Genomic DNA, 25214 nt, shown 5'->3' with positions numbered 1-25214 from the left:
CAGGGATATGCGTCGGACGGAGGGATAGATGACCCGCTTGACCGACACTTGCGTCCAGGCGCTCCGGCGCTGCCAACTGTTCGCCGATCTCGACGAACAGCCTCTCTCGTCGCTCGCGAGCTACTGCAGGGCCACCGATCTCCCGGCCGGGCGCTTGCTGTTCGCCCGGGGCGACCCGGCCGACGGACTCCGGGTGATGATGCAGGGATTGATCCGCGTTTGGCTCAACGACGCTGACGGCAACGAGCTCACGCTGGCCCTGCTCGGTCCGGGCGAGGCTTTGGGAGAAATGGCGCTCATCGACGGCGGCCCGCGCTCGGCGAGTGCGACGGCGCTCGGCCCCGGCCGGGCGCTGTATCTCGACGCGCGGGATTTCGCGAGGGTGCTCGAACGGGAGCCCGCGATCGCCCGGCATCTCGTCGAACTGCTGGCCGCGCGGCTGAGAGCGAGCAACGACGCGATGCTGGACATCGCCTTTCTTCCCTTGCGCACGCGGTTGTGCCGCAAGCTGCTCGACCTCGCCGAGCTTCATGCCCGCCCCGCACCGCCGGGCGCCGTTTTCCGACGGATCTTCTCGCAGACCGACCTCGCGCAGATGCTCGGCGTCAGCCGCGAGGCCGTGAACCGCCAACTTAAGGCAATGCGCCACGACGGAGACATCCGGTTCGAAGGCCGTCGCCTCGCGATCTCGGACCTGGCTCGGCTTGAGGCGATAAGCGAGCTGATGTGAAGCGCGTCACAGCCCGCTACGGGGCGATGCGGCATCCTTCTGTTGGAGCGAAGGCCACGAGGAGGAAAGCTGATGCACATCCCGTTTTCGACCACGGCGTGCCGGGCCGCCGGCATCGCCATCGCCGCGATCACCTGCGGGGTGGTCAGTGCAGAGCCCGTCTCGACCGGGTCCGATGCCGAACGCCTGCTGTCTGCACTGGAGGAGTGGCTCGACCAAAACAGCGCCTACGCCCGTCCGCCAAGTGCCCCGACTATCCGGGTAATTCCCCCGGCGATCGCGGCCGACCTCGCCGGAGGGCTGGAGGCCGGTCATCTTGGGCGGCTCCGGGGACTTTTCGATCCGGAAACATCGACGATTTACCTTGTTTCCCCCTGGGACGTGAGCGATCCGGAGGACGTGAGTGTCCTTCTGCACGAACTCGTCCACCACCGTCAGGCCAAGCAGCACTGGTACTGCCCCGCCGAACAGGAGTGGGACGCCTACAAGCTTCAGGCCGCCTGGCTCACCGAACTCGGCATCAAGCCGGACTTCTACTGGCCTGCCATCCTGCTCAGCGCAAGCTGTGGTCCCAGGGACGTGCATCCCGGTTGAGTGAGCCCAGCGCCGTTAGTCGCGAAAACCGCGTCACGTGTGGCCTGTTGTCGGATCTGCCTGCAGCAGTGGCTTCGAGCCGCGATCGGAATTTGCTGATCGCCAGATCGAAGCCTCACTCAGTCCGGCGCGGCCGGACTAGGTCGGCAGAACCGCCGTCGCCTCGATCTCAAGCAGCGCCTCGTCCTCGACGAGCGCACTGACCACGACCATCGTCATCGCGGGGAAGTGGTAGCCCATGACCTCGCGATAGGCGGCTCCGACCTCTTTCTGGCGGGCGAGGTACTCCTGCTTGTCGGTCACGTACCACGTCAGGCGGACGATGTTGGTCACGTCACCCCCGGCCTCGCGCACCACGTCGGCGATGTTGCGCAGCGCCTGCGTCATCTGTCCGATGAAGTCGTGCGTCTCGAACACCTGCCGGGCGTTCCAGCCGATCTGGCCGCCGACATACAGCGTGCGCCCCTCGGCCAGGATGCCGTTGGCATAGCCCTTGGCCGGCTTCCAGCCCTCGGGCTGTACGTTGATCGTGGTCACGCGGCGTCCTCCATGAAACTCTGCAATCTTGCGCGCTTGTCGTCGGGCCAGCGGCGCGACTTCATCCTGTCCAGGTCCACCAGCACCAGCGTCGCCTCGGCGGTCACACGCAGCACCCCGTCCTCGCCGGTGGCCCGGATATCGAGGTCGAGGCTCGCGCCGCCGACACGCCGGATGTCGAGCGACCAGTCCAGCCAGTCCCCCAGGCGCGAGGGCGCCTGGAAGTCTGTGGTGATGCGGCCCATCGGCACGCCCAGCCGCTCTTGCCCGTGCATGATCCGCCACGGCCAATCCAGCGCCTCGTCGAAGAAGTGCTCGATGGCCGCGTTGATCATCTCGTAGTAGCGGGGATAAAACACGATCCCCGCCGGGTCGCAGTGCTGGAACATCACCGCGTTGCGATGGGTGTAGGCCGCCATTCTATTACATGAACGCCTGAAGGCCGGTGATCGCGCGGCCCAGGATCAGGGCATGCACGTCGTGGGTGCCCTCATAGGTGTTCACCGCCTCGAGGTTCAGGACGTGGCGGATCACCGGGTACTCGTCCGAGATGCCGTTGCCGCCCAGCATGTCCCGCGCCTCGCGCGCGATGGTCAGCGCCTTGCCGCAATTGTTGCGCTTCATCAGGCTGATCAGCTCGACCGGCGCGCGGTGCTCGTCCATCAGGCGGCCCAGCCGCAGGCAACCCTGCAGGCCCAGCGAGATCTCGGTCTCGGCATCGGCGAGTTTCTTCTGGATCAGCTGGTTCTGCGCCAGCGGGCGGCCGAACTGCTTGCGGTCCATCGTGTATTCGCGCGCGGCGTGGAAGCACGCCTCGGCCGCGCCCATCGCGCCCCACGAAATGCCATAGCGTGCGCGGTTGAGGCAGCCGAACGGGCCGGCGAGGCCCTGCACCTCGGGCAGCAGGTTCTCTTCCGGGACGAAGACCTCGTCCATCATGATCATGCCGGTGATCGAGGCGCGCAGGCTGAACTTGCCCTCGATCTTCGGCGTTTCGAGCCCCTTCATCCCGCGGTCCAGGATGAAGCCCTTGATCTTGCCGTCATGGCCATCCGACTTCGCCCAGACGACGCAGACGTCGGCGACGGGCGAGTTGGAGATCCAGTTCTTCGCGCCCGACAGCAGGTAGCCGCCGTCCACCTTCTTCGCCCGCGTCGTCATGCCGCCGGGGTCCGAGCCGTGGTCGGGTTCGGTCAGGCCGAAGCAGCCGATGAATTCGCCGCTGGCGAGCTTCGGCAGGTATTTCTTGCGCTGGTCCTCGGTCCCGTAGGCGAAGATCGGGTGCATGACGAGCGACGACTGCACCGACATTGCCGAGCGATAGCCGGAGTCGACGCGCTCGACCTCGCGCGCGATGAGGCCGTAGGAGACATAGTTCGTCTCGGCCCCGCCATAGGCCTCGGGGATGGTGGGCCCGAGCAGGCCGAGCTCTCCGAGCTCAGACATGATCTCGCGGTGGAAGATCTCGTGGCGGTTCGCCTCGACCACGCGCGGCAGGAGCTTTTCCTGGCAATAGGCGTGGGCGGCGTCGCGGATCATCCGCTCTTCCTCAGTCAGCTGATCCTCAAGCAGAAACGGATCGTCCCAGACATAGGCCGGCGCCTTCGCGCGCGCTGATTCCGGGGTGTTCACGTGCGCCTGTTCGGCATTGGCATCCTTGGCGGACATGGCGGTTCTCCTTGGCTATGGCGGTCGCGCCGACGAACTTCGCTGTTTCAGGCGCGGAAAACTCTCTGACGTCTGCGCCGCTCAGGCGCGGGTTTCGACGAACGCGGGCGCCGGGTCAACGATGACTGGCGCGGCATTTCCGAGCGGGCGCCGCGCGCCCCGAAGCCTCCTGCCTTCCAAGATCATTCTCCCGGCCATGATTACCCTCTTCCTTGCCGATACTTTCCTCGCCGGCTCCTGAAATTTCAAGCATAAAGTTTCAGGCTTGAAATGTATGCGGAACGGTGAGAGGCTGCTCGCGACACTCCACGAGGAGAAAGCCATGAAGACCATCTGTCTCGGAGGCGGCCCGGCAGGCCTCTACTTCGCCATCAGCATGAAGCTGCGCAACCCGGAGCACGAGATCACGGTGCTCGAGCGTAACAAGCCCGACGACACCTTCGGCTGGGGCGTCGTGCTGTCGGACGAGACGCTCGAAAACCTCGCCAGGAACGACGCGAAGAGCGCCGAGGCGATCCGCGAGCACTTCGCCTACTGGGACGACATCGCGGTCATCAAGGACAAGCTCAAGATAACCTCGACCGGGCACGGCTTCTGCGGCATCGGGCGCAAGCAGATGCTTATCCTGCTGCAGGAACGCGCGCGCGAACTGGGGATCGAGCTGAAATTCGAGACCGAGGTCGAGGATATCGAAGCTCTGATGAAGGAGTACGACCTGGTCGTGGCCTCCGACGGCATCAACTCGAAGACGCGCACGCACTTCGCCGAGCACTTCAAGCCCGAGATAGATCGCCGCGCCTGCAAGTTCGTCTGGCTGGGGACCCACGCAAAGTTCGACGACGCCTTCACCTTCATCTTCGAGAAGACGGAACACGGCTGGATCTGGGCGCACGCCTATCAGTTCGACGACGACACCGCGACGTTCATCGTCGAGTGCTCCGAGCCGACCTGGGAGGCCATCGGCTTCGACAAGATGGGCCAGGAAGAAACCATCGCGACCTGCGAGAGGATCTTCGCCGACCACCTTGGCGGGCACAGCCTGATGTCGAATGCCAAGCACCTGCGCGGCTCGGCCTGGCTGAACTTCAACCGGGTGCTGTGCGAGAAATGGCACCACGAGAACGTCGTGCTGCTTGGGGATGCCTCGGCCACTGCGCACTTCTCGATCGGGTCCGGCACCAAGCTGGCGCTCGAGTCGGCCATCGCGCTGGCCGAGTTCGTGAACACCGAGCCGACGCTGGAGAAGGCGTTCGAGCGGTATCAGGAGGACCGTCGGCTCGACGTGCTGCGGCTTCAGTCCGCGGCGCGCAACTCGACCGAGTGGTTCGAGGAGGTCGAGCGATACCTTCAACTCGACCCGGTGCAGTTTAACTACTCGCTGCTCACCCGCTCGCAGCGGATCAGCCACGAGAACCTGCGCCTGCGCGACGCCGCGTGGCTGCGCGAGGCCGAAGAGTGGTTCCAGGCCCAGGCAGGCGCCAACGGCGTGCACCGCGCGCCCATGTTCGCGCCGTTCCAGTTGCGCGACATGCGGCTGAAGAACCGCGTCGTCGTCTCGCCCATGGCGCAATACAAGGCCGTGGACGGCACTCCGACCGACTGGCACTTCTCGCACTACGCCGAGCGCGCCAAGGGCGGGGCCGGGATGGTGTATATCGAGATGACCTGCGTCTCGCCCGAGGGACGCATCACGCCGGGCTGCCCGGGCCTCTACAAGCCCGAGCACGAGGCCGCGTGGAAGCGCCTGACCGACTTCGTGCACGCCGAGACGGACGCCAAGCTCTGCATGCAGATCGGGCATTCCGGCCGCAAGGGCTCCACCCAGCTGGGGTGGGAGACGATGGACGCGCCGCTGACTGCGGACAACTGGGCGACGATGTCGGCCTCGGCCCTGCCCTGGGCCGACGCCAACGAGCCGCCGAAGGAAATGGACCGCGCCGACATGGACATGGTGCGCGACCAGTTCGTCGAGGCGGCGAAGATGGCCGACCGCGCCGGCTTCGATATGATCGAGCTTCACGCGGCGCACGGCTATCTGATCTCGTCCTTCATCTCGCCCATGTCGAACATCCGCACCGACGAGTACGGCGGCAGCCTCGAGAACCGCATGCGCTATCCGCTCGAGGTCTTCCGCGCGATGCGCGAGGTCTGGCCCGAGGAGAAACCGATGTCGGTCCGCATCTCGGCCACCGACTGGGTCGGAGAGCGTGGCGTGGACGGCGAGGAGGCCGTGGAGATCGCGCAGATGTTCCGCGACGCGGGCGTCGACATCGTGGACGTCTCGGCCGGACAGACCAGCATCGAGGCGCGCCCGGTTTACGGCCGGATGTTCCAGACGCCGTTCTCGGACCGCATCCGGAACGAGCGGGGCATCCCGACCATGGCGGTCGGCAACATCTATGAGCCCGACCACGTGAACTCGATCCTGATGGCCGGGCGCGCGGACCTCGTCTGCCTTGCCCGTCCGCACCTGGCGGACCCGTACTGGACGCTGCATGCCGCAGCCGCACTCGGCGACGAGGAAACGGCGTGGCCCCTGCCCTATCTGCCGGGCCGCGACCAGATGCAGCGGCTCGCGCAGCGGGGCGAAGGTCTGGGCATCCGGGTCTGAGCGTGTACAAGGGCCGCCTGTACCCCGCGCCGGAGGCCTACGCCGGCGCGGACAGGCGGACCTGAGGAGGCACAAGTGCAGAGTATGGAAGGCAAAAGCGTTCTGGTGACAGGCGGGGGCACCGGCCTTGGCGCCGACCTGGCCCGCGGCTTCGCGGCAGCCGGCGCGCGGGTCTGGGTCGCCGGGCGCACCGCCGCGCGGCTGGAAAGCGTGGCCGCGGAGCACGCCGAGATCCACGCGGTCGAGGTGGACGTGACCGACGAGACCTCGGTCGAGGCGATGTTCGACTTCACCGGCCCTTGCGAGGTGGTGATCGCCAACGCCGGCGCCTCGGCCAGCGCACCCTTCGCCCGCACCGAGCTCGATGCCTGGCGGTCCATGGTGGACGTGAACCTGACCGGCGCGTTCCTGACCCTGCGCGAGGGCGCGCGGCGGCTGAAGGACCCGGACTGGGGGCGGCTGATCGCCGTGGCCTCGACCGCCGGGCTGAAGGGGTACCCGTATGTCTCGGCCTATGCCGCCGCCAAGCACGGCGTCATCGGCATGGTGAAATCCGCCGCGCTGGAGATGGCGCGGTCAGGCGTGACGGTGAACGCACTGTGCCCCGGCTTCCTCGACACCGAGATGACCGAGCGCAGCATCGAGAACATCATGGAGAAGACGGGCATGGACGCCGCCGCCGCGCGGGCCCAGCTCGAGAAGATGAGCCCCCAACGCCGGCTGATCCGGCCCGAGGAGGTGACCGCCGCCGCGCTGTGGCTCTGCGGCCCCGGCTCGGAAGGCGTGACCGGCCAGGCCATCGCCATTGCCGGGGGCGAGGTATGAACGAAATGAAGACGCCCGCCGCCCTTTCGCCGCTGTCCAAGCAGCGGCTGCGGGTGTGGCTGCGTCTTCTGCGGGCCCATCAGGTGATCGACACCCGCGTGCGCGAGGGGCTGAGGTCGGACCACGGCTCGACCCTGCCTCGCTTCGACGTGCTCGCCGCGCTCGACCGGCACCCGGACGGGCTGAGGATGAGCGAGCTGTCGGCCAAGCTGCGCGTGTCGAACGGCAACGTGACGGGCATCGTGGAGCGGCTGGCGAGCGACGGGCTGATCGAGCGGGTCGCCATCCAGGGCGATCGCCGCGCGACGCTGGTGCGGCTGACCCCTGCAGGCAAGGATCGGTTTGCCGGCATGGCCGCCGAGCACGAGCGCTGGATCGACGAGATCCTGTCGGACTACGACGAAGACGAACTCAGGACCATGAACGCGCTGCTCGCGCGGATCGGAGAGGACGACTGATGACCGAGATGGCGGCGCTGAAACCCCAGCACTTCCAGTGGAGCGTCGAGGACCGGATCGCCACGGTGCGGCTGGACCGGCCCGACCGCAAGAACCCGCTGACCTTCGACAGCTATGCCGAGCTGCGCGACACGTTCCGCGCCCTGCCCTACGCCACCGACGTTGACGCGGTGATCTTCGCCTCGAACGGCGGCAACTTCTGCTCGGGCGGCGACGTGCACGACATCATCGGCCCGCTGGTGGGCATGGAGATGAAGGAACTGCTGGCCTTCACGCGCATGACCGGAGATCTGGTCAAGGCGATGATCCACTGCCAGAAACCGATCGTCGCGGCGGTGGACGGCGTCTGCGTCGGCGCGGGCGCAATCATCGCCATGGCGTCGGACCTGCGGCTGGCGACGCCCGAGGCGAAGACGGCCTTCCTGTTCACCCGCGTGGGACTTGCCGGCTGCGACATGGGCGCCTGTGCCATGCTGCCCCGCATCATCGGACAGGGCCGCGCGGCAGAGCTTCTTTACACCGGCCGGTCGATGTCGGCCGAGGAAGGGCGCGACTGGGGGTTCTGGAACGCGCTGCACGGCGCCGACGATCTGGAGGCCGAGGCGCAGAAGCTGGCCCGCCGCATCGCCGCCGGACCGACCTTCGCCCACGGGATCACCAAGACCCAGCTGAACCAGGAATGGAACATGAGCCTGGACCAGGCGATCGAGGCCGAGGCGCAGGCGCAGGCGATCTGCATGCAGACCCGCGACTTCGAACGGGCCTATCGCGCCTTCGTGGCGAAGGAGAAGCCGGTCTTCGAAGGCGACTAACGCGCGGCCGGAGAGGCCGGGACCGCCTCCGGCGGGAGTATTTTGAGCAAGAAGAAGCAGGGGGCGCGATGAGCGACCGTTCCTTTCTAGACTGGCCGTTCTTCGAGGACCGCCACCGCGCGCTTTCCAAGGAGCTCGAGGCGTGGTGCGCGGCGAACCTGCCGGTGGACCACGGCGACACCGATGCAGCCTGCCGGGGGCTGGTGGCGGCGCTGGGGCAGGCCGGGTTCCTGACGCATTCGGGTGCGGCGGCGGGCGAGACACTGGATGTCCGCTCGCTCTGCCTGATCCGTGAGACGCTGGCGCGGCACGAGGGGCTGGCCGACTTCGCCTTCGCGATGCAGGGGCTGGGCATGGGACCGGTCTCGCTCTTCGGCACCGACGAGCAGCGAGCGTGGCTGGAGAAGACGCGCGCGGGCGAGGCGATTTCGGCCTTCGCGCTGTCGGAGCCCGCGAGCGGCTCGGACGTGGCAAACATCACGACCGAGGCGCGGGCGGACGGCGACGGCTTCGTGCTGAACGGCGAGAAGACGTGGATCTCGAACGGCGGGATCGCTGACGTCTATACCGTCTTCGCCCGCACCGGCGAGGGGCCGGGCGCGAAGGGTCTGTCGTGCTTCCTGGTGCCCGCCGATACGCCGGGGCTGGAGATTGCGGAGCGCATCGACGTGATCGCGCCGCACCCGCTGGCCCGGCTGAGGTTCGACGACATGCGGCTACCGGCTTCGGCCTTGATCGGGGAGCGCGGCAAGGGCTTTCGCATCGCCATGTCCACGCTCGACGTGTTCCGCTCGACCGTGGGCGCGGCGGCGCTCGGCTTCGCGCGGCGGGCGCTCGACGAGGCATTGTCGCGCACGCGGGACCGGCACCTGTTCGGTGCGCCGCTCTTCGATCTGCAGATGGTGCAGGGGCACGTGGCGGACATGGCGCTCGGCGTCGATGCCTCGGCACTGCTGGTCTATCGCGCGGCCTGGACCAAGGACATGGGCGCGCCGCGCGTCAGCCGCGAGGCGGCGATGGCGAAGCTGCACGCCACCGAGACCGCGCAGAAGGTCATCGACGCGGCGGTGCAGCTTCACGGGGGCGACGGCGTGCGCTCGGGGCACATCGTCGAGAGCCTCTACCGCGAGATCCGCGCACTGCGTATCTATGAAGGGGCCAGCGACGTGCAGAAGGTCGTGATCGCGCGCCAGACGATGGGGATGTGATGGCCGACGCCTATGATCCCGCCAACGAAGGCGCCCGGATGGATTACCGGGACCGGATGGCCTATGGCGATTACCTGAAGCTCGACGAGATCCTGCACGCGCAGGCACCGCTGTCCGACGCGCATGACGAGCTTCTGTTCATCATCCAGCACCAGACGTCGGAACTGTGGATGAAGCTTGCCATCCACGAGCTGTCGAGCGCCCGGGCCGCCATCGCCGGAGGAGGACTGGAGCAGGCGCAGAAGTCGCTGTCGCGCGTCAGCCGCATCTTCGAGCAGCTCAATGGCGCCTGGGATGTGCTGCGCACGATGACGCCCAGCGACTACACGACCTTCCGCGACCAGCTGGGCGAAAGCTCGGGCTTCCAGTCGCACCAGTACCGGATGATCGAGTACGCGCTCGGCAACCGGAACCCCGCCATGCTCAGGCCCCATGCCCACCGCCCCGAGGCCCTGGCCGCGCTGGAGGCGGAGCTCGCGCGGCCGTCGATCTATGACGTGGCGCTGCGCGTCGCGTCGGAGGCGGGTCTGCCGGTGCCGCAGGAGGTGCTGGGGCGCGACGTGTCGAAGACGCACCAGCCCAGCGAGGCGGTGGAGGCGGTGTGGGAGGCCGTGTATCGCACGCCGACCGAGCATTGGGCACTCTACGAGCTGGCCGAGAAGCTCGTGGATCTCGAGGACTATTTCCGCCGCTGGCGGTTCAATCACGTCACGACCGTGGAGCGGGTGATCGGGCTCAAGCGCGGCACCGGCGGGACGGGCGGGGTCAGCTATCTGCGCAAGATGCTCGAGGTGGTGCTGTTCCCCGAGCTCTGGACCGTGCGCACCCGGCTGTGACGGCAACGAAAGACAGGGAGGAGGCGCCCATGCAACTTGGGCCGACAGGACATACCGACACATTCGCGCGGGACAACCTCCCGCCCGAGGACCAGTGGCCCGACATCATGCTCGACGGGTTCGATTATCCCGAGTGGATGAACGCAGGCGTCGAATTGACCGACCGCATGGTCGAGCGCGGCTTCGGCGACCACACGGCGCTGATCGGCAACGGGCGGCGGCGGACCTACAAGGAGCTGGCCGACTGGACCAGCCGCCTGGCCCGCGCGCTGGTCGAGAACTACGGCGTGAAGCCGGGCAACCGGGTGCTGATCCGCTCGGCCAACAACCCGGCGATGGTCGCCTGCTGGCTGGCGGCGACGAAGGCGGGCGCGGTGGTGATCAACACGATGCCCATGCTGCGCGCCGGGGAACTGGCCAAGATCGTGGACAAGGCCGAGGTGACGGTCGCGCTGTGCGACACGCGGCTGATGGACGACCTCGTGACCTGCGCCAAGGACAGTCGGACGCTGAAGACGGTGGTCGGTTTCGACGGCACCGCCAACCACGACGCCGAACTCGACCGCGCGGCGCTCGACAAGCCGGTGACGTTCGAGGCGGTGAAGACCGGCCGGGACGACGTGGCGCTGCTGGGCTTCACGTCGGGGACGACCGGACAGCCCAAGGCCACGATGCACTTCCACCGCGACCTGCTGATCATCGCCGACGGCTACGCGAAAGAGGTGCTGGGCGTGCGGCCCGAGGACATCTTCGTCGGCTCGCCGCCGCTGGCCTTCACCTTCGGGCTCGGAGGTCTCGCCGTCTTCCCGCTGCGCTTCGGTGCCTCGGCGGTGCTGCTCGAGAATGCCTCGCCGCCGAACCTCATCGAGATCATCCAGCGCTACGGCGCGACGGTCTGTTTCACCGCGCCGACCGCCTATCGCGTGATGCTCCAGGCAATGGAGGAAGGGGCGGACCTGTCGAGCCTGCGCGCCGCCGTCTCGGCCGGCGAGACGCTGCCTGCGCCGATCTACCAGCAGTGGATCGAGAAGACCGGCAAACCGATGCTGGACGGGATCGGCGCGACCGAGATGCTGCACATCTTCATCTCGAACCGCTTCGACGACCACCGCCCGGCCTGCACGGGCAAGCCGGTCACCGGCTACGAGGCGAGGATCGTGGGAGAGGACGGCGCCGAACTGCCGCGAGGAGAGGTCGGGCGTCTGGCCGTGCGCGGCCCCACGGGCTGCCGGTATCTCGCCGACGAGCGGCAGAAGGAGTACGTGCGTGATGGCTGGAACCTGACCGGGGACTCCTTCGCGCAGGACGAGGACGGCTATTTCCACTTCGCCGCGCGCAGCGACGACATGATCCTGTCGTCGGGCTACAACATCGCGGGTCCCGAGGTGGAGGCGGCGCTGCTGGCGCACGAGCTGGTTTCGGAATGCGCCGTGATCGGCGTGCCGGACGAGGCGCGCGGCCAGATCGTCGAGGCGCACGTGGTGCTGGTTCAGGGAGCGTCGGCCTCCGACGAGACGAAGAAGCTGCTGCAGGACTTCGTGAAGGCCACCATAGCGCCCTACAAGTACCCCCGGTCGCTCCAGTTCACCGAAGCGCTGCCGAAGACGCAGACCGGCAAGATCCAGCGCTTCCGGCTGAAGCGGGAAGACTGAGCGCGCGGCGCTCGCTGGTCACGCAATCACCGGTGGAAGCTTGGAGGCGCCCGCCTTGCTGCGGGCGCTTTCTGCAGCAGCGTGGAAACTCGGTTTGTCCTCGCGCAGCACCTCCTTGCTCGACTGGCGTAGCAGAGCCGTCTCGCGGCGCTAGCGGCTCGACCGCCCGACAACGGGTCGAGCGCCTAGTTGGGGAGACGGCCTGCCGATGCTCATTGGTCCGGCACGTCCGACGGGGCGGACCGGCTTCGGCGCACACGGAAAAGACGGGCCAGGATGCCGGCGCCCAGTGCGTCCGGAACTTCCTGCCCGCCACCACGATCTTGCTGCTTTACCGCGTGCCGCCTTGTCCACCGCCCGATGGGCGGAGACGCGGTTCAGCCGCGCCTGACGTTCGCGTATCCGGCCATGGCGGCGTAGCCGCCCACGATGGCCTTGCGGGCTTCGTGTCCGAGCACATGGTTCACGTCCTTGAAGCCCGCGGGCGCGCGTTTCTCGACCTCGTCGATCACGCGCTCCGGCCCGCCGGTACGGTTGTCGCGGACGACCTTTGCCGTCTTGGGCAGCCGCTCCTTCTCGTATGACCAGAGCGCCGCGCGCGGATGCTCGGCCCGGGCGATGTTGTCGGCGAGGCATCGCGCGTCAAGGATTGCCTGGCTCGCCCCGTTCGAGCCCACGGGGTACATCGGGTGCGCCGCATCGCCGAGAAGCGTGACCCGTCCGAAGGTCCAGCGCGGCAGGGGATCACGGTCGGCCATTGGATATTCGTAGATCGTCTTCGTGGCCCGCACGAGCGCGCCGATGTCCATGTTCGGAACGTGGAAGCGCAGCGCGTGGGGCAGCACGCGCGACAGCGGGACCTGACGCGACGAGCTGTCGGGCGGCGGCGGCGATACGGCCGGGTCCTTGATGCGGACGTTGACGACCCAGTTCATCAACTGCCGCCCTTTCGTGGCCGGCGCGATGGGATAGAGCACGAGCTTGCCGCCGAGCCCCCCGCCGATGGCCATGCTCTCGCCGTCCTTCCAGACGGGCCAATCGGTCGCGCCGCGCCACATCACCACCCCCTGCCACGAGGGCGGCCCCTCACCGGGATAGAAAACACGGCGCCCGGCCGAGTGGATGCCGTCGGCGCAGATCAGGACCTCGCCACGCGTGGTCAGACCGGCACCGCCCTCAATGCTGTCGGTGAAGTGGGCGGTCACGCCGCCCTCGTCCTGCACGAAACCGGCAAGGCGCCGGCCCGTCGTCAAGGCGCCGGGACCAAGACGGTCGATCACGGCGTCGTGGAGGACCTTCTGAAGCCGCCCGCGATGGATCGAGAACTGCGGAACCTCGTGCCCGGCATGCGTGCCGCGCAGTTCGGACCAGACCTCCTGCCCCTGCTTCGTCAGGTACGAAAGCTTGCGCGTGCGGATGCCGACCTTGTCGAGCTCGGGCAGAAGGCCAAGCTGGTCGAGTTCCTTGATGGCGTGCGGCAGGACGTTGATGCCGACGCCGACCTCGCGCACCTCCCGCGCGGCCTCGTAAAGCCGCACGGGAACGCCGCGCGCATTCAGCATCAGGGCGGTCGTGAGGCCACCGATCCCGGCGCCCGCGATCAGGATGCTCATGCGGTCACTCTTCCTCGGGCGGCAGGAAGTCGACCTCGTGCTCGGCCGAGACAGCGACCACGTCGGCCGGGTTCGCGTCGGGGCCGAGGTTGTGCAGCGCCCAGAACAGGTCGAAGAGCTTGCGCGTGGGCGAGACCCAGAAGAAGCACTTGATGGTCCGGTCGGTCTTGTTGAAGATCCCGTGCGGGATGCCACGCGGCAGGCGGATCACGTCACCCGGCTCGGCATACGCCTCGACCCCGTTCAGCAAGAGGTCGAACCGCCCCTCGAGGACATAGATGAACTCGTCCTGCGTGGGATGGATATGCGGGGGCACGAAGGTGCCCTTGGGGAGCGTCGCGTGCCACGAGAACGACGCCTCGCAGTTCTGCTTGGGCACGTAGGTCTGTCCGAGGATGTTCCAGGAGATGTCGTCGATCCCCGAGTTCGCCTTGGTTACGCCGGGCAACATGGTCATGCGTCTTGGTCCTTTCCCTGGTCAGACATGAAGGAAGCGATCCTTGACCTCAGGCGTGGCGAGGATCTCGTCGTTGGTGCCGGTCCACACGACCTGGCCCTTTTCGATCACGATGTGGCGGTCGGCGAAGCAGGTCAGCGCGTCGACGTTCTTGTCGATCACCAGGATCGCCTCGCCCTCGTCCTTGAGTCGGGTGAGCACCGACCAGATGTCGGCGCGGATCAGCGGCGCCAGCCCCTCGGTCGCCTCGTCCAGCACGATAAGGCGGGGGTTGGTCATCAGCGCCCGCCCGATGGCAAGCATCTGCTGCTCACCGCCGGAAAGCTGCGAGCCCATGTTCCGCTTGCGCTCGGCCAGGCGCGGGAACAGGTCGTAGATCCGGGCGAGCGTCCACTTGCCCCCTGGCCGAGCGGTGGCGACCAGGTTTTCCTGCACGGTCAGCGTGGGGAAGATCTGCCGTCCCTCGGGCACCAGTCCCAGGCCGGCCAGCGCGATACGGTGCGGCGAGGCTCCGGTCAGGTCCTCGCCCTCGATGCTGACACGGCCGGCGCGCGGCTTCAGCAGGCCGAAGATCGACTTGATCGTGGTCGTCTTCCCCATGCCGTTGCGGCCAAGCAGCGTGACGACTTCACCCTTCTGCACCGAAAGATCGATGCCGAACAGGATGCGGCTGTCGCCATAGGCGGCTTCGAGCGCTTCCACGTGAAGCATCAGGCGACCTCCTCTTCTTCCTCGCCCAGGTACGCGGCGCGGACCTGCGGGTCTGAGCGGACCTCCTCGGGCGTACCGGTGGCGATGATCCGGCCGTAGACCAGGACCGAGACACGGTCGGCGAGCCTGAAGACCGCGTCCATGTCGTGTTCGATCAGCACCATCGTGAAGCGGCTCTTGAGCCGCGCGAGCCCCGCGACGAAGGCATCCGCGTCCTCCCCCCCGACCCCGGCGAGCGGTTCGTCGAGCAGCAGCACCCGCGGCTCGGTCGCGAGCGCGATGGCCAGTTCGAGGCGCCGGTGCTCCCCGTGGCTGAGGGCCGAGGCCTGCACGTCCGCCCGGTCGGCCAGACCGGCTTCCCCAAGCGCCGCCATCGCCCGTGCATTGAGCGCCGCGTCGCCTGCCACCGGCGAGAAGAAGCGGAACGACGAGCCAGACCGCGCCTGCACCGCGACGGCCACGTTCTCGAGCACGGTGAAATGCGGCAGGACCTGCGTGATCTGGAACGAACGTGCCAGACCCAGATGCACACGCTTGGGCATCGACAGCCGCATGATGCTCTGCCCGTCGAGCAGGATGTCCCCGCTGTCCGAAGCGAGCTGCCCGGACAGCTGCGAGATGAAGGTCGTCTTGCCCGCGCCGTTCGGACCGATGATCGCGTGCAGCTCGCCCGACCGCACGTCGAGCGACACGTCGTCGGTGACCTTCAGCGCGCCGAAGCTCTTTTTCAGGTGGCGGATCTCAAGGCTGCTCATGACTTGCGCCCCCTGTTCGCGACCTGCTTCACCAGCCCGGCGATGCCGTTGGGCGAGTAGAGCACCATCAGCACGAGGAAGAGCCCGAACCACAAACGCCAATGCTCGGTCAGCGCTCCCAGCGCCTCTTCCAGCAGGAGCGCGGCGACGGCGCCGCCGATGGCGCCCGACAGCGTGCCGATCCCGCCCAGCACGACCATCACGATCAGCTCGCCCGACCGGTGCCAGGACATGAACGCGGGCGAGACGAACTCGGCCTGGTTGGCCAGGAACACGCCCGCGATCGAGGTCATGCACCCCGAGATCACGAAGGCGGCCAGCTGGAAGCGGAAGGGCGAGTAGCCGATCGCCTCCATCCGGGTCGGGTTCTCGCGGATGCCGGTGAGGACCCGTCCAAAGCGCGAGCCCACGATGCGGTGGCAGGCCCAGAACAGCGCCACCAGCGTCGCGAGCGTTGCGTAGAACAGCGCGAAGTCGTTCTCGAGCATGTCGCTGCCCAGAAGCGTCGAACGCTGAGCGAGTCCGTAGCCGTCGTCGCCGCCATAGGCGGAGAGCGAAATGAAGAAGAAGAACGCCATCTGCCCGAAGGCGAGCGTGATCATGATGAAGTAAACGCCCCGCGTCCGCAGTGAGATCGCACCGGTGACCAGCGCGAAGAGCGCCGAGACCAGGATCGCGGCCGCGGTCTGCAGGAAGATGTCGTGCACGCCATAGCTCGACAGGATCGCCACCGCATAGGTGCCAAAGCCAAGATACGCCGCGTGCCCGAACGACACCATCGCCCCGTAGCCGAGGATCAGGTCCAGCGCCATCGCCGCGATGGCGTAGGCAAGGATGCGCGTGCCGATCAGCACAAAGAACGGGTCGTCCAGCGCCGCGGCGACGGGCGGCAGCGCCGCGAAGATCGCGAAAAGCACCACCGCCGCCTTCACCCGCCCCGCGAGCGGGCGGCGCATCGGGGCCGCGTGGGGTATTGTTGCGTCCGCCATCAGCCGCGCCCTCCGAACATGCCTGCGGGTTTGGCGAAGAGGATCAGCGCCATCAGGATATAGACGAGCATCGGCGCGAGCATGCGGCCCGCCTGCCCCGCCGCGGCCGGGTCCAGCACCTCGCGCAGGAGTATGGGGCCGAACACGCCGCCAAGCGTGTCCACCAGCGCCACCAGGATCGCGCCGAAGAAGGCGCCCTTGATCGACCCGATGCCGCCGATCACCACGACCACGAAGGTCAGGATCAGCACGCTTTCACCCATGCCGGTATCCACCGACAGGATCGGCGCGACGAGCGCGCCTGCCAGGCAGGCCAGCACGGCGCCCAGGGTGAAGACGACGGCGAACAGCCGCCCGATGTCGACCCCCAGCGCCGAGACCATCATCCGGTCGGTGGCCCCGGCCCGCAGCAGCATGCCGATACGCGTATGGTTGATGACCACGTAGAGTCCGGCGGCCACGGCAAGGCCGGCGACGATGATCGCGATGCGGTAGACGGGGTATTGCAGCGGCCCCATGAGCGGGACCGATCCGGACAGTATCTCGGGCATCGGCACCGCAAGCGGCGAGACGCCCCAGATGATCTTGACCGCCTCGCTCGCGATCATCACCAGCCCGAAGGTGGCGAGCACCTGGTCCAGGTGCGAGCGGGCGTAAAGCCTTCGGATCACCACCCATTCAAGGACGAGCCCCACGACGACGGCAGCGGGCAACATGAGGGCGAGCCCCCACCAGAAGCTGCCCGTCGCCGCGGCGAAGGTGGCGATCAGGTAGGCGCCCACCATGTAGAGGACGCCATGGGCGAGGTTGACCACGTCCATGATCCCGAAGACGAGCGTCAGTCCGGCGGCGATGAGGAAAAGAAGAACCCCGAGCTGCACGCCGTTCAGGAGCTGGAGCACGAAAAGATTGGTCATATGCGCGGCCTCCCTCGCCCGGTCCAGCTCACTCCATCGTGCAGTTGGCGGCGTAGTTGTCGACGTAGTCGTCGAAGATCTTCTCGCGCACCGAGGTGCCGTAGAAGCCGTCGTCCCGCTTGACGGCTTCGACGAGGTAGAAGTCCTGCACCGGGTACTGGTTCACGCCGAAGCTGAAGTCGCCACGGGGGCTGTCGAAGTCGGCTTCAAGCAACGCGGCGCGCAGCGCCTCGCGGTCGCTCAGGTCCGCACCGGTCTTGCGGATGGCGCTGTCGATGAGCTGCGCCGCGTCGTAGGCCTGCATGGCATACGTCCCCGGCAATGCGCCGTACTTCTCGATATAGGCCGAGACGAACTCCTCGTTCGCCGGGTTGTCGAGGTCCGGCGCCCAGTTGGCACCGCCCAGCAGCCCAACGGCGGCATCCTGCGTCGCGGGAAGCGTCGTCTCGTCCACGGTGAAGGCGGACAGGAACGGGATCGAGGTGAGCCCGGCCTGGTCGTACTGCTTGACCAGGTTCACGCCCATGCCGCCGGGCATGAAGGTGAACAGCGCGTCGGGCTGGAAGGCGGCGATCTGCGCCAGCTCGGACGAGAAATCGAGCTGCCCAAGTTCCGTGAAGACCTCGCCGGCAAAGCCGCCGGTGTACGAGTTCTTGAAGCCCGCCAGGCTGTCCTTGCCGGCCTGGTAGTTCGGCGCCATCAGGAAGACGTTCTGGTAACCTTCGCTCTCGGCGTAGGCGCCCATCACCTCGTGGTTCTGGTCGTTCTGATAGGACGTGACGAAGAAGTTCGGGTGGCATTCCTCGCCCGCGAAGTTCGAGGTGCCGGCGTTGGTCGAGATGAGGATGGTGCCGGTCTCGGTCACCGGACGGTGGATCGCCACCAGCACGTTCGAGAAGATCGGCCCCACGACGAAGTCCACCTCGTCCCGCGCCACGAGCTCGCGCGCCTTGTCGGCGGCAAGGTCGGGGCGCTGCTCGTCGTCCACCACGACGATCTCGGTCTCGACGCCGCCGAGGTCGCCCACCCGGTCGGCGTAGAGCATGAAGCCGTTGCGGGCCTGCTCGCCCAGTGCGGCGGCGGGACCGGACAGGGTGTAGACAAGGCCGATCTTGAGCGTGTCGTCCGTCGCCGAAGGCAGCGCGTCCTGCGCGACGGCCGCGCCGGCCAGCGCAAGCGGCGCCGTGGTCGCGGCCAGAAGCGTGGTCTTGAAGGTCATTTAGGATTCTCCCGGTTGGTCGGTCTGGTTATTGCGGGCCGCGCCGTCTGTCGGGCGTCGTGCCTTTTGGATCTGCCGTCGGCGGCAAGTCGCGTATCGTGCTCCGGCATCTCCGTTGTCGGCCCGTGTCGCAGAGGAGCGCGGATCGTTCGGCCGGTCAACGGCAAGTCGATCCGGCCACGCCCGCTCCGCCTCTCAAGCATGAAAGCGCGGCGGTGATGTTATTTCAAGCTCAAATATTTTTTGCTTGAAGCAATGAGCAGGAGACGCCGCTTCGCCCCCGCGGCACAGAACCATCCACGTCTTACGAAACGTTAACCTGAGGGCTTGCGCCGCTCGGTATATGATATACCGTGCACTCAGGGAGGACATGACGTGACGGCAGGTGTGGCTGCAGAGGCGCGGATCGAGCGCCAGAAGCTATCGGAACGGGCGCGCGAGGCGATCCGTGACAGGATCGTTCGGGGCGAGTTCCCCCTCGGCCGCAAGCTGCTGGAATCCGAACTCGTCGAGCTTTTGGACATGAGCAAGAGCCCGATCCGCGAGGCGCTGCTCCAGCTCGAGCGCGAGGGGCTGGTCGAGATGTCGCCCAACCGCAGCGCGCGCGTCTTCTCGATGGGCGCGGCCGAGATCGCGGACTTGGGCGAGCTTCGGCAGATGCTGGAACTTCAGGCGATGCGCATGGCGCTCTCGCGCAACCCCGGCCCGTTGCAGGCGGCACTCGAAGAAGTCGTGACGCGGATGGAGGAGGTGCTGCTGGCGGGCGACACCGACGCCTACAAGCTGCTCGACAACGAGTTTCACCACGCGATCTTCCGCAACTGCGGCAACAGCTATCTGGAGGCGAACTTCCGGATGCTGTCTTTCCGCGTGCAGGCGCTGCGCAACCGGCTGTCGCTGGACGACGACCTGAACCGCAAGTCGCTGAAGGAGCACCGCGAGATCCTGACGGCCGTTTCGGCGGGGCAGGCCGACGCGGCGGTGAGCGCGCTGCAGACACATATTGGCGACACGACGCATGCCTACCTCGCCAAGGTCGCGGCCGAGGCGCGGCCGCAGGCGGATGATTTGGCCCCGGTGCGGGTAGACCTTGAAGAGATGGAGAGATTTTCGCGCGCAGCACTGCAGGCAGTGGGCGCAGACAAGTCGACGGTGGACGCGGTGACGAAGGCGCTGCTGCATGCCTCGGCCCACGGGGTGGACACGCACGGCTTCCGGCTGCTGCCGCACTACCTGCAGGGCCTGGCCGAGGGGCGGCTGAACCGCACACCGAACATCACGGTCGCGCACGGGAAGGGCGGCGCCTGCGTGCTGGATGCCGACGACGCGCACGGCGCACGGGCCGCCTATGCCGCCGTGGATCGGGCGGTGGACCTGGCCCGGACGCACGGGCTTGGCGCGGTGGCGATCCGCGGCTCGTCGCATTTCGGCGCGGCGGGGGCCTATGCCATCGAGATCGCGCGGCACGGCATGATGGGGCTGGCCTTCTGCAACTCGGACAGTTTCGTGCGGCTGCACGGCGGGGCCGAGCGGTTCCACGGCACCAATCCCATCGCCGCCGCCGCGCCGTCTGGCGACGGCGATCCATGGCTGCTCGACATGGCGACGAGCGCCATTCCCTTCAATCGGGTGCAGCTCAACCGCAGCCTCGGCGCACCGCTGCCCGGGGACGTGGCCTCGGATGCCCACGGCATCAACGTCACCGACCCGTCCATTGTCGAGATGCTGGCCCCGCTAGGCGGCGCGCTCTTCGGCTACAAGGGCGCGGGGCTCGCCGGGTTGGCCGAGGTCTTCTCGACCGCCTTCTCGGATGCGCCGCTCAGCTTCGAGCTTCCGCCGATGATCAGCGACGACATGGCGACGCCGCGCAAACTCGGCGCGTTCGTCATGGCGCTGGACCCCGAGGCTTTCAGCGGCCGCGTGGCCTTCGAGGGCATCATCCGCCGCTACCTCGCCGCCATCGCCGCGTCGTCCGCCGCGCCGGGCGAAACGGTCATGGCGCCCGGCACGCGCGAATGGGCCGAGGCGGCGCGCCGCAGCGCGCAGGGCATGAAGCTTGACCGCACGTCCGTCGAAGCGTTCGGGCGCTTCGCCGAGAAGCACGGGATCGACCCGCTCCGGATCCGTTCGGGAGGGCCGTGACACCCCGTGGCGCTCCGTCATCAACCAGGGAGGAGAAACCGATGACTCTGAAGCTGACCCACACCATCGCGCTGGCCACGACCGCGGCCGCCGCGCTCACCGCCGGAGGGCCGGTCGCGGCGCAAGAGGCCGACCGGATGCTCAAATGGGCGCATGTCTACGAGGCGAGCGAGCCCTATCACACCTGCGCCGTGGCCGCGCACGACGAACTGGTCGAGGCGACCGAGGGCCGCTATGGGATCGAAGTCTTCCCGGCATCTTCGCTGGGCAAGGAGGTCGACATCAACGAGGGCCTCGGCCTCGGCACCGTCGACATCATCTATACGGGCCAGCTGTTCGCCGGCCGCGCCTATGGCCCCATCGCAATCGGCGGCGCCCCCTACATGTTCCGCGACTACGAGCACTGGGACGCCTTCCGCAACTCCGACCTCTTCGAAGAGCTGAGCCAGGGCTACACCGACGCCACCGGCAACCACATCGAGTCGCTGACCTATTACGGCAACCGCCACGTGACCTCGAACAAGCCGATCACGGCGCCCGGCGACATGGAGGGCCTGAAGATCCGCGTGCCGAACGCGCCCCTCTACATGATGTTCCCCGAAGCCGTGGGCGCCAACCCCACCCCCATCGCCTTCGCCGAGGTCTACCTCGCGCTTCAGCAGGGCACGGTGGACGCGCAGGAAAACCCGCTGCCGACCATCCAGGCAAAGAAGTTCTATGAGGTGCAGTCGGACATCAACCTGACCGGTCACATCACCGACGCTCTGCTGACCATCGTGGGCGGTCCCACCTGGGGCAGCATGGACGCGGCGGACCAGGAGGCTCTGTCGGCCGCCATCGACAACGCCGCCGTCTGCGCGACCGAGGCGATCCGCAACCAGGAGGCCGAACTGGCCGACTGGTTCCGCGAGCAGGGCGTGAACGTCAACGAGGTGGACCGCGGACCCTTCATCGAGGCGGTGAAGGCCATGCACATGGGCGACATGGCGACCTGGGACCAGGAAACTTACGATCGGCTCCAGGCCATCGGCCAGGATTCGTGATCCGCGCGCGGGCGGCCTGGCGCCGCCCGATCTGATCAGCCGGCCCCCGGACAAGCGGGGGCCGGTTTCCATGCCCACAGGACCGGACGGATGAACAAGAGGCGAGAGCAGATCCAGGAGACAGAGGAAACGCACCCGGCGCTGCACATCGAGGAAGAGGATATCGACCTGTCGGACCTGAAATGGGACGATACGCTGGTCATGGTGATCTTCTGGGTGCTGGCCTTTGTGGTCTTCCTTCAGTTCTTCACCCGCTACGTGCTCAACGACTCGCTGGGCTGGACCGAGGAGATCGCGCGGTTCCTGCTGATCGCCGTGACCTTCACCGGCTCGGTCATGGCGGTGCGCAAGAGCGCGCACATCGCGGTGGAGTTCCTGTACCGCTGGGTCCCCCGACCCCTGCGTCGGGTGGCCCAGACGCTGATCGACCTCATTTCGATCACCTTCTACGGCAGCCTCGCTTACCTCTCCGGCCAGCTCGCGGGGCGGACGCGGCAGATGATGGTGTCGATCGACGTGCCGAAGTCGGTCGTCTACTGGTTCGTCGCCGCCTGCTTCGTCGCGATGACCGTCTATGCCATCCGCAACGCGTGGCTGCACCTGCGCACCGGCACCAGCAAACTCATCGACCCCGAGCAGCACGAAGACGCCGTGCGCGCGATGGACTAGGAGCGCGACCCGTGGACATCCTTTTTCTCTTCGTCATTCTTTTCGGGCTGCTGATCTTCGGCGTGCCCGTCGCCATCGCTCTGGCCGGCTCGTCCGCCATCTACATCATCAGCAACGGCATGCCGCCGCCGATGGTGGTGGCGCACCGCATGGTCAACGGCGTGGACAGCTTCCCGCTGCTCGCCGTGCCGTTCTTCATCCTGGCGGGCAACCTGATGAACACCGCCGGGATCACCGAGCGGATCTTCAACTTCGCGCTGTCGCTCGTGGGCTGGATGCGCGGCGGGCTGGGGCACGTGAACGTCGGCGCCTCGGTCATCTTCGCAGGCATGTCCGGCGCGGCGGTGGCTGACGCCGGCGGTCTGGGCGCCATCGAGATCAAGGCCATGCGCGACGCCAAATACGATCCCGGCTTCGCCGTGGGCGTGACGGCGGCATCCTCGACCATCGGGCCGATCATCCCGCCGTCGCTCCCGATGGTGATCTACGGCGTCGTCGCCGGCGCCTCGATCGGGCAGCTTTTCGCGGCGGGCTTCATTCCCGGCATCGTCATGGCGCTGTCGCTGATGCTGATGGTGGCCTTCTTCGCGCGACGCCGGGGCTTCCCGCGCGACCAGAAATTCGAAATCTCGATCCTGTTCTCGTCGTTCGGGCGCGCGTTCCTGTCTCTGATGACGCCGGTGATCATCGTGGGCGGCATCTTGTCGGGCGCCTTCACCCCGACCGAGGCCGCCGTCGCCGCCTGCGCCTGGGCGATGTTTCTGGGTCTCGTGATCTATCGCACACTGACCTGGCGGCGCTTCCTGCGCGTGACCTTCGACACGATCGAGACGACGTCTGTGGTGCTTTTCGTAGTGGGCGCGGCGGCGATCTTTGCCTGGATCCTGACTTCGAACCGGGTGCCGGAGGCAGTGGCGGGAATGCTGCTGTCGGCATCGGATCGCCCTTGGGTCATCCTTCTTCTGATCAACCTGATCCTGCTGATCGTCGGCTGCTTCATGGAGACGGTGGCGGCGATCACCATCCTCGTGCCGGTGCTGCTGCCGGTCGCGGTCGAACTTGGGGTCGACCCGGTGCACTTCGGTGTCATCATGGTGCTGAACCTGATGCTGGGACTTCTGACACCACCCGTGGGCATGGTCCTCTACGTCCTGGCGCGAGTCGCCAAGATTCCGTTCGAGCGCTGCGTCGTCGCCACCGCGCCGTTCCTGATCCCGCTGGTTGCCGTGCTGGTTCTGATCACCTTCGTCCCTGCCGTGACCATGTGGCTTCCGACGCTGATCTACCGTTGACGTTGGCGCCGGGCGGAATGCCGCCCGGCGCCCGGCTCTCCGGTGAGGTCCATGATCCCGCACATGCCCTGGATCAGGAAGTCGTAGCCCGGCTGACGCGCTCGCGGCCCGTCCTGGCCAAACCCCGTGACCGAGGCGTAAACCAGCCCCGGATTGGATTTGGAGAGGCTGTCGTAATCCAGCCCGAACTTCGCCAGGCCGCCCACCTTGAAGTTCTCGATCACCACGTCGGCGTCCGAGATCAGCGACTTGAGCCGGGCAAGATCGGCCGGATCCGAGAAGTCGCAGGTGACCGAGGTCTTGCCCCGGTTGGCGGCGTGGAAATACGCCGCCACGGTCTCGGTCGTTCCGTCCGGCCGGGGCCGCTCGAGGAAGGGCGGCCCCCAGCGCCGGGTGTCGTCGCCCTCTGGCGCTTCCACCTTTATGACTTCAGCCCCGAGGTCGGCCAGCGTCTGACCGATCCACGGACCGGCCAGGATGCGGGCCAGTTCGACCACCTTCAGCCCGGCAAGAGGTGCGTCCTGCGCCATCAGAAGAATGCCTGCAGCCCGGTCTGGGCGCGGCCCAGGATCAGGGCGTGCACGTCGTGCGTGCCCTCGTAGGTGTTCACCGTCTCGAGGTTCTGGGCATGCCGCATCACGCCGTATTCGATCTGGATGCCGTTGCCGCCGTGCATGTCGCGCGCGGTTCTCGCGATCTCCAGCGCCTTGCCGCAGTTGTTGCGCTTGATCAGGCTGATCATCTCGGGCGCGAAGCTCCCCTCGTCCATCAGACGACCCACGCGCAGCGCCGCCTGAAGGCCCATGGCGATCTCGGTCTGCATGTCGGCGAGCTTCTTCTGGTGCAGTTGGGTGGCGGCCAGCGGGCGGCCGAACTGCGTGCGCTCCAGCCCGTAGCGGCGGGCGCGGAACCAGCAATCCTCGGCCGCGCCCATCGAACCCCAGGCAATGCCGTAGCGCGCGCGGTTCAGGCAGCCGAAGGGTCCGCTCATGCCCGAGACGCCGGGCAGCAGGGCGTCCTCGCCCACCTCCACGTCGTCCATCACGATCTCGCCCGTGATCGAGGCACGCAGGCTGAGCTTGCCGTCGATCTTGGGCGCGGACAGACCCTTCATCCCCTTCTCCAGCACGAAGCCGCGCACCTTGCCGTCATGGGCTTCGGACTTGGCCCAGACCACGAAGACGTCGGCGATCGGGGCGTTGGAGATCCACGTTTTCGCCCCGCGAAGGAGGTAGCCGCCAACGGTCTTGATGGCGCGGGTCTTCATGCTGCCGGGGTCGGAGCCCGCGTCGGGCTCGGTCAGGCCGAAGCAGCCGATCATCTCGCCGCTCGCGAGCTTCGGAAGGAGGCGGCGCTTCTGATCCTCCGATCCGTAGGCCAGGATCGGGTGCATCACCAGGCTCGACTGCACCGACATCATGGAGCGGTAACCGGAATCCACGCGTTCGATTTCTCGCGCCACGAGGCCGTAGGACA

24 protein-coding genes and 1 pseudogene are annotated in these 25214 nt (G+C 67.2%); 13 read left to right on the top strand and 12 right to left on the bottom strand.

Annotation, left to right across the window (positions count from 1 at the left end; genetic code table 11):
- The first annotated feature begins 28 nt into the window (after positions 1-28).
- Positions 29-730, top strand: a complete 702-nt coding sequence (locus tag BM162_RS17440) for a Crp/Fnr family transcriptional regulator (protein WP_093424667.1) — start codon at positions 29-31, stop codon at positions 728-730.
- Between the two features lie 72 nt (positions 731-802).
- Positions 803-1324, top strand: coding sequence for a DUF6647 family protein (locus tag BM162_RS17435; RefSeq protein WP_093424665.1), 522 nt, complete (start codon positions 803-805; stop codon positions 1322-1324).
- Between the two features lie 138 nt (positions 1325-1462).
- On the opposite strand, the gene BM162_RS17430 is transcribed toward BM162_RS17435, so the two are convergent.
- The 3 genes from BM162_RS17430 to BM162_RS17420 are packed head-to-tail and all read right to left on the bottom strand — an operon-like array spanning position 1463 to position 3529.
- Positions 1463-1861 carry a RidA family protein gene (locus tag BM162_RS17430; protein WP_093424664.1) on the bottom strand — a complete coding sequence of 133 codons (399 nt, stop codon included), beginning with the start codon at positions 1859-1861 and terminating at the stop codon, positions 1463-1465.
- Positions 1858-2280 (bottom strand): acyl-CoA thioesterase, encoded by a 423-nt coding sequence (locus BM162_RS17425; RefSeq protein WP_093424662.1) that lies wholly within the window; start codon positions 2278-2280, stop codon positions 1858-1860. The genes BM162_RS17430 and BM162_RS17425 overlap by 4 nt, the downstream gene beginning before the upstream one ends.
- 4 nt (positions 2281-2284) lie before the next feature.
- A complete protein-coding gene (locus tag BM162_RS17420; RefSeq protein ID WP_093424661.1) occupies positions 2285-3529 on the bottom strand; it encodes an acyl-CoA dehydrogenase in 1245 nt (414 codons plus the stop codon).
- A 322-nt stretch (positions 3530-3851) separates the two neighbouring features.
- On the opposite strand from BM162_RS17420, the gene BM162_RS17410 reads away from it, so the two are divergent.
- The 7 genes from BM162_RS17410 (at position 3852) to BM162_RS17380 (ending at position 11931) form a co-directional block, all read left to right on the top strand.
- On the top strand, positions 3852-6140 hold the full coding sequence (locus BM162_RS17410; RefSeq protein WP_093424658.1) for a bifunctional salicylyl-CoA 5-hydroxylase/oxidoreductase: 2289 nt from the start codon (positions 3852-3854) through the stop codon (positions 6138-6140).
- 84 nt (positions 6141-6224) lie between these two features.
- Positions 6225-6965 carry an SDR family NAD(P)-dependent oxidoreductase gene (locus tag BM162_RS17405; protein WP_093424656.1) on the top strand — a complete coding sequence of 247 codons (741 nt, stop codon included), beginning with the start codon at positions 6225-6227 and terminating at the stop codon, positions 6963-6965.
- Positions 6962-7423, top strand: coding sequence for a MarR family winged helix-turn-helix transcriptional regulator (locus BM162_RS17400; protein WP_245759322.1), 462 nt, complete (start codon positions 6962-6964; stop codon positions 7421-7423). Before BM162_RS17405 ends, BM162_RS17400 begins: the two co-directional genes overlap by 4 nt.
- Complete coding sequence (locus tag BM162_RS17395; protein ID WP_093424655.1) at positions 7423-8235, top strand: enoyl-CoA hydratase family protein; 813 nt, start codon at positions 7423-7425, stop codon at positions 8233-8235. The genes BM162_RS17400 and BM162_RS17395 overlap by 1 nt, the downstream gene beginning before the upstream one ends.
- A 68-nt stretch (positions 8236-8303) precedes the next feature.
- Positions 8304-9443, top strand: a complete 1140-nt coding sequence (locus tag BM162_RS17390; RefSeq protein WP_093424653.1) for an acyl-CoA dehydrogenase family protein — start codon at positions 8304-8306, stop codon at positions 9441-9443.
- The gene (gene kynA, locus BM162_RS17385) at positions 9443-10279 is read left to right on the top strand and encodes a tryptophan 2,3-dioxygenase (protein ID WP_093424652.1); all 837 of its coding nucleotides are present in this window, start codon (positions 9443-9445) and stop codon (positions 10277-10279) included. Before BM162_RS17390 ends, kynA begins: the two co-directional genes overlap by 1 nt.
- 29 nt (positions 10280-10308) lie before the next feature.
- Positions 10309-11931, top strand: a complete 1623-nt coding sequence (locus BM162_RS17380) for an AMP-binding protein (RefSeq protein WP_093424650.1) — start codon at positions 10309-10311, stop codon at positions 11929-11931.
- Positions 11932-12308: 377 nt separating this feature from the next.
- Here BM162_RS17380 and BM162_RS17375 read toward each other — a convergent pair whose 3' ends face one another.
- The 7 genes from BM162_RS17375 to BM162_RS17345 are packed head-to-tail and all read right to left on the bottom strand — an operon-like array spanning position 12309 to position 18592.
- On the bottom strand, positions 12309-13544 hold the full coding sequence (locus BM162_RS17375) for a flavin-dependent oxidoreductase (RefSeq protein WP_093424649.1): 1236 nt from the start codon (positions 13542-13544) through the stop codon (positions 12309-12311).
- Between the two features lie 4 nt (positions 13545-13548).
- The gene (locus BM162_RS17370) at positions 13549-13995 is read right to left on the bottom strand and encodes a cupin domain-containing protein (RefSeq protein ID WP_218153120.1); all 447 of its coding nucleotides are present in this window, start codon (positions 13993-13995) and stop codon (positions 13549-13551) included.
- Positions 13996-14022: 27 nt separating this feature from the next.
- Positions 14023-14712, bottom strand: a complete 690-nt coding sequence (locus BM162_RS17365; protein WP_093424646.1) for an ABC transporter ATP-binding protein — start codon at positions 14710-14712, stop codon at positions 14023-14025.
- Complete coding sequence (locus BM162_RS17360; RefSeq protein WP_093424645.1) at positions 14712-15467, bottom strand: ABC transporter ATP-binding protein; 756 nt, start codon at positions 15465-15467, stop codon at positions 14712-14714. Before BM162_RS17360 ends, BM162_RS17365 begins: the two co-directional genes overlap by 1 nt.
- Positions 15464-16456, bottom strand: coding sequence for a branched-chain amino acid ABC transporter permease (locus BM162_RS17355; RefSeq protein WP_093424644.1), 993 nt, complete (start codon positions 16454-16456; stop codon positions 15464-15466). Before BM162_RS17355 ends, BM162_RS17360 begins: the two co-directional genes overlap by 4 nt.
- Positions 16456-17373, bottom strand: coding sequence for a branched-chain amino acid ABC transporter permease (locus BM162_RS17350; protein ID WP_093424643.1), 918 nt, complete (start codon positions 17371-17373; stop codon positions 16456-16458). The genes BM162_RS17355 and BM162_RS17350 overlap by 1 nt, the downstream gene beginning before the upstream one ends.
- A 28-nt stretch (positions 17374-17401) precedes the next feature.
- On the bottom strand, positions 17402-18592 hold the full coding sequence (locus BM162_RS17345) for an ABC transporter substrate-binding protein (protein WP_093424641.1): 1191 nt from the start codon (positions 18590-18592) through the stop codon (positions 17402-17404).
- A 375-nt stretch (positions 18593-18967) separates the two neighbouring features.
- On the opposite strand from BM162_RS17345, the gene BM162_RS17340 reads away from it, so the two are divergent.
- From BM162_RS17340 to BM162_RS17325, 4 genes are all read left to right on the top strand, one after another.
- A complete protein-coding gene (locus BM162_RS17340) occupies positions 18968-20734 on the top strand; it encodes an Ldh family oxidoreductase (RefSeq protein ID WP_093424639.1) in 1767 nt (588 codons plus the stop codon).
- A gap of 41 nt (positions 20735-20775) precedes the next feature.
- Positions 20776-21777, top strand: coding sequence for a sialic acid TRAP transporter substrate-binding protein SiaP (locus tag BM162_RS17335; protein WP_093424637.1), 1002 nt, complete (start codon positions 20776-20778; stop codon positions 21775-21777).
- Between the two features lie 90 nt (positions 21778-21867).
- A complete protein-coding gene (locus tag BM162_RS17330; protein ID WP_093424636.1) occupies positions 21868-22446 on the top strand; it encodes a TRAP transporter small permease in 579 nt (192 codons plus the stop codon).
- A gap of 11 nt (positions 22447-22457) precedes the next feature.
- On the top strand, positions 22458-23738 hold the full coding sequence (locus tag BM162_RS17325) for a TRAP transporter large permease (RefSeq protein ID WP_093424635.1): 1281 nt from the start codon (positions 22458-22460) through the stop codon (positions 23736-23738).
- 32 nt (positions 23739-23770) lie between these two features.
- Here the strand turns inward: BM162_RS17325 and BM162_RS17320 are convergent.
- Positions 23771-24268 (bottom strand): annotated as a pseudogene (locus BM162_RS17320) (CaiB/BaiF CoA transferase family protein); the annotation flags it as partial.
- On the bottom strand, positions 24268-25214 hold a 947-nt coding region (locus tag BM162_RS17315; protein ID WP_093424634.1), incomplete at its 5' end, for an acyl-CoA dehydrogenase family protein. The gene BM162_RS17315 and the pseudogene BM162_RS17320, both read right to left, overlap by 1 nt.

The organism is Tranquillimonas alkanivorans (genome assembly GCF_900115595.1).
GTDB classification, from domain to species: domain Bacteria; phylum Pseudomonadota; class Alphaproteobacteria; order Rhodobacterales; family Rhodobacteraceae; genus Tranquillimonas; species Tranquillimonas alkanivorans.
This window is presented reverse-complemented; position numbering and strand designations above follow the sequence as displayed.